This window comes from Cellulomonas bogoriensis 69B4 = DSM 16987 (genome assembly GCF_000767165.1).
Lineage (GTDB): Bacteria > Actinomycetota > Actinomycetes > Actinomycetales > Cellulomonadaceae > Actinotalea > Actinotalea bogoriensis.
On sequence record NZ_AXCZ01000158.1, the window covers coordinates 1 to 6,319 of the forward strand.

Below are 6,319 nucleotides of genomic sequence, written 5' to 3' on the forward strand. Positions count from 1 at the left end.
CGGCGCCAGCCCCTGGGTGGCCGCCCCCCTGCTCGTGATCACCTCGGTCCTCACCGTCCTCGCCGAACGCCGCGCCGGGGCCCTCGACGGTGCCGCGTTGCGAACCTTCGGGGCCGTCGGCGGACGGGTCCGGGTCGCGATCCTGACCCTGGACCTGCGCGAGCTGGGCCGGGCGCTGACGAGCGCATCGGTGCGCGCACGCCGCAGGTCACGGGCACTGCACCCGGGCGGGCCCCGGCGCACCGTCGTCCTCGCCGACGCGCTCCTGGCCGCACGCACCCCACGCAGCCTCGCCCAGGCCGCCGCCGCCACCCTCCTGGCCATCGCCTCGACCGGGCTCCCGACCGTCAGCGAGGGTCTGCCCCGGTACGGGGTGCTGCTGGTCACCGGGTACTGGGCCGCGAACGCCGTCGCCGGGGGCGCCCGTCACGGCGACCTGGTCCCGGCACTCGGACGCCTGCTACCCCTGTCAGAACGGTCGGTGCGGTTCGCGCACGTGATCGTGCCGCTGACGGTCTCGGCACTCTGGGCGGTGGCGGTCATGGGCACCGCCGCCCTCCACGAGGGCGACCCCCGCTGGCTTGCTCCTCGCACCGTCATGGGCACTCGCGGTCGCGGTCGGGACGTTGCGCGGGGCGTACCGTCCGCCGCCCAGGTTCCGGGCCTCGCAGGTCAGCACACCGATGGGTGGGGTCCCCACCACGGGCGGGATGTTCCAGGGGTTCGACGTCGCGCTCCTCGCGACCGCGCCCACCGCGGTGCTGCTGTGGGCGGACGTCGGCGTCGCGGCAGTCGCGACCGTCCAGACCGTGCTGACCGTGGTTGTCGCGGCCGGGGTGCTGTGGGCTGTCGGCCGGCGCCGGGACTGATCGGCCGCCACGGCGTCATCCCAGCAACGGCACCTCGAGGTCGTAGGCCAGGACCACCGCCCGGGCCAGGTCGAGCTCCTGCTCGGCGCTCAGGTAGCCGACGGTGCGTCCGAGCACGCTCCTGGGAACCGTGACGACGTTGTCGAGTGCGATCACGCACTCGTGGTCCAGACCGTTCGCAGGCCCGACCCGGACCTCGCTCGACAGCCCCTTGATCGTGCTGGTGATGGGCGCGACGGTGACCTTCGTCATCGCCCCCCGGGCGGCCTCGCGGGTCAGCACCAGGGCTGGCCGCGTCTTGTCGAGACGGACCAGGCAGATCTCTCGCACCGGTCAGTCCTCGAGGTCCACCTGGGCTGCCGTCCACCGGACGACGTCGTCGAGGTCATCGGCAGCGCCGTGCCGACCGAGGATCTGGGCGTCGTGCTCGGCGAGCAAGCGGCGCATCTCGCGCTCCACCGCGGAGGCGACCACTGCGGCTCGGCTCGGTGCCCTGCCGTCAGCGACGGCGCGGTCGAGGAACGCGACCATCTGGTCAGGGAGTCGGATCGCGATCTGAGTGCTCACGACCCCACGATACCGCGGCGCATCCCGAAGCGGGATGCACCGGACGGCCAACTCGAGCGTCTCGCCCGACTGCACCCGAGCCGGAGCCGTCAACGGCCCCGGCTCGCCCGGCCCGGACTCCCCGGGGGACGATGCCCCTGCCGTGCACACGCAGACCACCCCCTGACACCTGCCGAGGACCCCATGCCGCTGGTGATCGAGACCCGCACCCCACCCGACATCAGCGCCGCCGACCTGTATGCGGTCCTGCGGTTGCGGGTCGACGTGTTCGTCGTGGAGCAGCGGTGCCCCTACCCGGACCTGGACGGCCGGGACCTCCTGGCGGACACGGTGCACGTGTGGGCGCGCGAGGACGACGTCCTCGCCGGGTGCCTGCGGGTACTCCGCCACGGCACCGGCACCCCGGCGATCGGGCGGGTCGTGACCGCGCCCGTCGCCCGGGGGCGCGGTGTCGCCGCGACGCTGATGGACCACGCGCTCACGATCTGCGGTCCGGACGCCACCATCGAGGTGGACGCCCAGGCGCACCTGGAGCACTGGTACGGCCGGTTCGGCTTCGAGCGCGCCGCCCCCGACCACGACGAGGACGGCATCCCCCACGTGCGGATGCTGCGCCGACCCACCGCCTGACCCCGGCCGAAGGGGCGCGCGCCCGCGCCGGGCTCCTGGTCCGACGCGGACCTCACCCCCGTCGAGCAGGCACGGTGACCGGCCACCGTGCACCGGCGTGGCGCGGGGGCGGGTCGTGCCAGACTCCTGCCGGGACGACGACCCGCCGTCGCTCCCGCCGGCACCGTCCGGCTCGAGACATGGGGGTCGTGTGGTGCGTGCAACGTCGCGAGGGCTCAGGGCCGCGGGCGTCGCGGTGCTCGTGGCAGTGGCCTTGACGGCGTGCACAGGTGAGCGCCCAGGCCCCGAGGGCGAAGCCGCGGACCTCGCACAGGCACTGTCCACCGGGGCGTTCGCGCAGGTCGCGTTCACCGACGCCACCCACGAGGCCCTCGCCACCGGGGCCCGCCAGGCCGTGTACGACGACGTCGACCCGTTCACCCCGCAGGTCACCGTCCAGGACGTCACCGTCCAGGAGGACGACGAGGACCAGGCCGTCGCCACCCTCCGCGCCACCTGGGACCTCGGCACCCCCGAACCCTGGACGTACACGGTGCAGGCCGACCTCGTGCGCGGCGGCGACCCGGAGGACCGCGACGCGTGGCAGGTGGTGTGGTCCCCCGGGCTGCTCGCCCCGGACCTCACCGACGGGGAGGTCCTGGAGACCCGACGCGTCCGTGCCGAGAGGGGCACCGTCCTGGGCGCGGACGACACCCCGATCGTCGTCGACCGGCCCGTCCACAGGGTCGGCATCGACAAGACCCTCGGCGACCCCGCCACCCACGCCACCGACGCCCGCGCACTCGCGACGGCCCTCGACATGGACGCCGACGCGTACGCGGACAGGGTCGCCGCCGCCGGTGAGCGGGCGTTCGTCGAGGCGATCGTCGTGCGCGACGAGGACCCCACCTACGACGTGGACGAGCTCACCACGGGCACCTCCGCCCGGGCCGTGCCCGACACCCTGCCGCTGGCCCCCACGCGGACGTTCGCCCGCCCCGTCCTGGGGACCGTCGGTGAGGCGACCGCCGAGATCATCGAGGCGTCCGACGGTGCCGTCGCCGCCGGCGACATGGCCGGGCTCAGCGGCCTGCAGGCCCGGTACGACGAGCTCCTGCGGGGCACCCCGGGACTGACGGTGCGCGCCACGTCCCCGGACTCCGACGAGCCCCGCACCTTGTACGAGGTCGCACCCGTGGACGGCGACGACCTGCGCACCACCCTGGACATCGACCTCCAGACCGAGGCCGAGACCGTGCTCGCGGACGTGGAGCCCGCGTCCGCGATCGTCGCGATCCGCCCGTCGACCGGTGACATCCTCGCCGTGGCCTCGGGCCCGGGCAGCGACGGCGCCAGCACCGCGACCGTCGGGCAGTACCCCCCGGGGTCGGTGTTCAAGGTCGTGTCCGGGCTGGCGTGGCTGCGGTCGGGCGCGACCCCCGACACCCTTGTCGCCTGCCCGTCGACCATCAGCGTCGACGGCCGCACGTTCCAGAACTTCCCCGGCTACCCCGTGTCCGCGCTCGGCCAGGTCCCGTTGAGCACGGCGATGGCACATTCGTGCAACACGGCGTTCATCGGCGCCCGTGACGACGTCCCCGCTGACGCACTCGCCGAGGCCGCCGCCGGTCTGGGGCTCACCGGCCAGGGTGACCTGGGGTTCTCGGCGTTCCTCGGCGAGGTGCCCGACGACGTGACGGGCACCTCGCACGCCGCCGCGATGATCGGCCAGGGGCAGGTCCTGACCTCGCCGCTGGGTATGGCGACGGTCGCCGCGTCCGTCGCGAACGGGTCACGGGTCACCCCCAGGCTGCTGGTCGACCACGCCCCCACGAACGGCACTCCCCCGCCCGTGGCCGCGCCCGTCACCGCGGCCGAGGCCGAGGACCTGCACGCCCTGATGCGCAGCGTCGTGACCGAGGGCGGCGCGACGTTCCTCGCCGACCTGCCTGGTGGGGACGTCGCCGCCAAGACCGGCACCGCCCAGTTCGGCGCCGAGGGCCAGCTGCAGAACCACACCTGGATGATCGCCACCCAGGGCGACCTGGCCGTGGCGGTCTTCGTCGAGGTCGGCGAGTACGGCTCCACGACCGCCGGCCCCCTCCTCGAGGCGTTCCTCCGCCCGCCCGACTAACCCCTGCCCCCCACCCCGCGCCCAGCCCACCAGCCCCCGCCGCCGCGCAGCACCAGCCCCACCCGCACCACCCCCCGGTCATCGAGATCGTGAGTTTCGGTCGAGAACGTGCCTTCGAACTCGCGTTCTCGAGCGAAACTCACGTTCTCGCGGGGGGCGCTGCCGAGTCAGCGGCGCTCGGCCGGGTCTGCGCGGGTCGGTGGGGTCATGCGTGGAGGTCGGGTGGGCAGGTGGCGAACGCCGCCGGGGGCAGGTGCCGAGCGAGGCGCCGTCGCAGACGGTCGGGGTGACGCAGGTCGTCGCCCACCAGCCGGAGCACCGTCCAGCCCGCTTCGGTGATCGCCTCCTGCCGACGCTTCTCGGCCAGGACGACGTCCAGCGCGGCGCCCCCGGTGGCGTACTTGGCGCGCCCGTCGTACTCCACGATCACCCGCCACTGCGGCCAGCCCATGTCTGCCCACCGGTCGCCGTCGTCGGTCTCGACGTGGACCTGCGTCACGGGCGCCGGCAGCCCGAGCCGCAGGAGCGCCAGGCGTGCGACCGACTCCCCAGGGGACTCGGCACCGGCGTCGGCGACCGCGAGCACCGCCCTGGCCCTGCGCACCCCCCGCACCGGCCCCAACCGCGCGAGCCTGTCGAGCAACCCACCCAGGTCGACGCCCCGCGCGAGCGCACCGTCGGCCACGACCAGACCCCCGGCCGGGTCGAGGGACAGGACGCAGTCCACCACGGTGCGCTCAGCGGACGTCGCCCGGAACCCCGCGACCTCCGTGACGTCGCCGGCGTCGAGGCGACCCATGTGCCGCACGACGTCCCTCGCCGCACCCCGGCTGCCGGCCCAGGGCGCGAACACGTGCACACGGTCCGGTGCCCGCAGCAGCGGCAGGCCCCACACCTGCGCCGCGGACGTGTGACTGAGCACCACCCCGGCCAGGACCCGGTAGGCCGCCACCGTCCTGGCGAACGCGTGGCGGTCAGCTGTGGCGTGGTCACCGAGGTCGGGCGCCGCGTCCGTGTACGCGCCGCGACGCACCCGCACCCACTCACCTCGGGCGGCCTTGGCCGACGCGGTCCCCGGCGGGTAGTCCCGGACGAGGTGCACCGGCGGGACGTCGGACACACCCACCAGGGGACGTCCCGGGCCGGGACGCGGACGACGAGGCATGCCCGCACCCTGCCTCCCACCCGCACCCTCCCGACTCCATCATCCACAACCCCCCGTCCCACCACCCGTCCCACCACCCCCAACCCTCGCCCCCCCAGCCCCGTAATCCGCACCCAGATCGTGAGTTTCGGTCGAGAACGTGCTTTCACACTCACGTTCTCGACCGAAACTCACGATCTCGACGGCGGATGACGAGCGGGCGGCGACACGGGGCGCTGGGGGCCGGGGGCGGGGTCGAGGGGGTGGACCGGTGGGCCCTGGGGTGCGCCGAGCGCGCGGGGACGTCGACGGTGAGGTGTGGACGGGGGTGCGGGACCGGCGGGGCAGGGGACGAGGTGGGCAGGGGACGAGGTGGGCACGGGCGGTGGAGAACGCATATTCCGGGAGGCGAACGAACCCGGACCAGAGGATTAACCGTTTCACATGCTTTGCGGACCCTTTACGGCGCAATTTTCGATCATCACACTCGACCGGTATCGGTCCGTGGTGCGGCCAGCGCCGCGCCACGACCGACAAGGGGGCCACACCGACGACGACAGTTGCGGCAGCACGGCCCCGTCCCGCAGAAGATTCCGCACAAGGGAGTGCAGATGTCTACTCATTCCACCCGGCCGCGCGCGTCCGCGCGCCGTCGAACCCTTCGCGCCCTGCTCGGCGCGGGCGCCGCAGGGGCGCTTGTCGCAGGAGTTCTCGCAACTCCCGCTGCCGCGCGTGTCACGGAGAACCAGCAGGGCAACCACGACGGGTACTTCTTCTCGTTCTGGACCGACGCCCCCGGCACGGTCTCGATGCAGCAGGGCCCGGGCGGCAACTACAGCACCGAGTGGCGCAACACCGGCAACTTCGTCATCGGCAAGGGCTGGGCCACCGGTAGCCGCCGCTCGGTCAGCTACTCGGGCCAGTTCAACCCCTCCGGCAACGCCTACCTCACCCTCTACGGGTGGACCACCAGCCCGCTGGTCGAGTACTACATCG

The 6,319-nt window shown here is 73.8% G+C and carries 7 protein-coding genes and 1 pseudogene; 5 read left to right on the forward strand and 3 right to left on the reverse strand.

What is annotated here, in order from left to right; genetic code table 11:
• Positions 1-16 precede the first annotated feature (16 nt).
• Together N869_RS18880 and N869_RS17420 are read left to right on the forward strand one after the other, a co-directional pair.
• A pseudogene (locus N869_RS18880) lies at positions 17-556 on the forward strand (DUF6297 family protein); the annotation flags it as partial.
• 25 nt (positions 557-581) lie between these two features.
• Positions 582-869: a hypothetical protein gene (locus tag N869_RS17420; RefSeq protein WP_156968519.1), complete on the forward strand. Its 288-nt coding sequence runs from the start codon at positions 582-584 to the stop codon at positions 867-869.
• Between the two features lie 15 nt (positions 870-884).
• Here N869_RS17420 and N869_RS11980 read toward each other — a convergent pair whose 3' ends face one another.
• Together N869_RS11980 and N869_RS11985 are read right to left on the reverse strand one after the other, a co-directional pair.
• A complete protein-coding gene (locus N869_RS11980) occupies positions 885-1,199 on the reverse strand; it encodes a type II toxin-antitoxin system PemK/MazF family toxin (RefSeq protein WP_035062035.1) in 315 nt (104 codons plus the stop codon).
• A gap of 3 nt (positions 1,200-1,202) precedes the next feature.
• Positions 1,203-1,436 carry a ribbon-helix-helix domain-containing protein gene (locus N869_RS11985; RefSeq protein ID WP_035062037.1) on the reverse strand — a complete coding sequence of 78 codons (234 nt, stop codon included), beginning with the start codon at positions 1,434-1,436 and terminating at the stop codon, positions 1,203-1,205.
• A 183-nt stretch (positions 1,437-1,619) separates the two neighbouring features.
• Here N869_RS11985 and N869_RS11990 point away from each other — a divergent pair, with 183 nt between their 5' ends.
• Positions 1,620-2,066, forward strand: a complete 447-nt coding sequence (locus N869_RS11990) for a GNAT family N-acetyltransferase (RefSeq protein ID WP_035062036.1) — start codon at positions 1,620-1,622, stop codon at positions 2,064-2,066.
• A gap of 193 nt (positions 2,067-2,259) precedes the next feature.
• Positions 2,260-4,179, forward strand: coding sequence for a penicillin-binding transpeptidase domain-containing protein (locus N869_RS11995; RefSeq protein ID WP_035062038.1), 1,920 nt, complete (start codon positions 2,260-2,262; stop codon positions 4,177-4,179).
• A 205-nt stretch (positions 4,180-4,384) separates the two neighbouring features.
• Here N869_RS11995 and N869_RS12000 read toward each other — a convergent pair whose 3' ends face one another.
• A complete protein-coding gene (locus tag N869_RS12000) occupies positions 4,385-5,344 on the reverse strand; it encodes a hypothetical protein (RefSeq protein ID WP_156968520.1) in 960 nt (319 codons plus the stop codon).
• A gap of 590 nt (positions 5,345-5,934) precedes the next feature.
• Between N869_RS12000 and N869_RS12005 the strand changes: the two genes are divergently transcribed.
• A partial coding sequence (locus tag N869_RS12005) for a glycoside hydrolase family 11 protein (protein WP_035062040.1) occupies positions 5,935-6,319 on the forward strand: 385 nt, incomplete at its 3' end.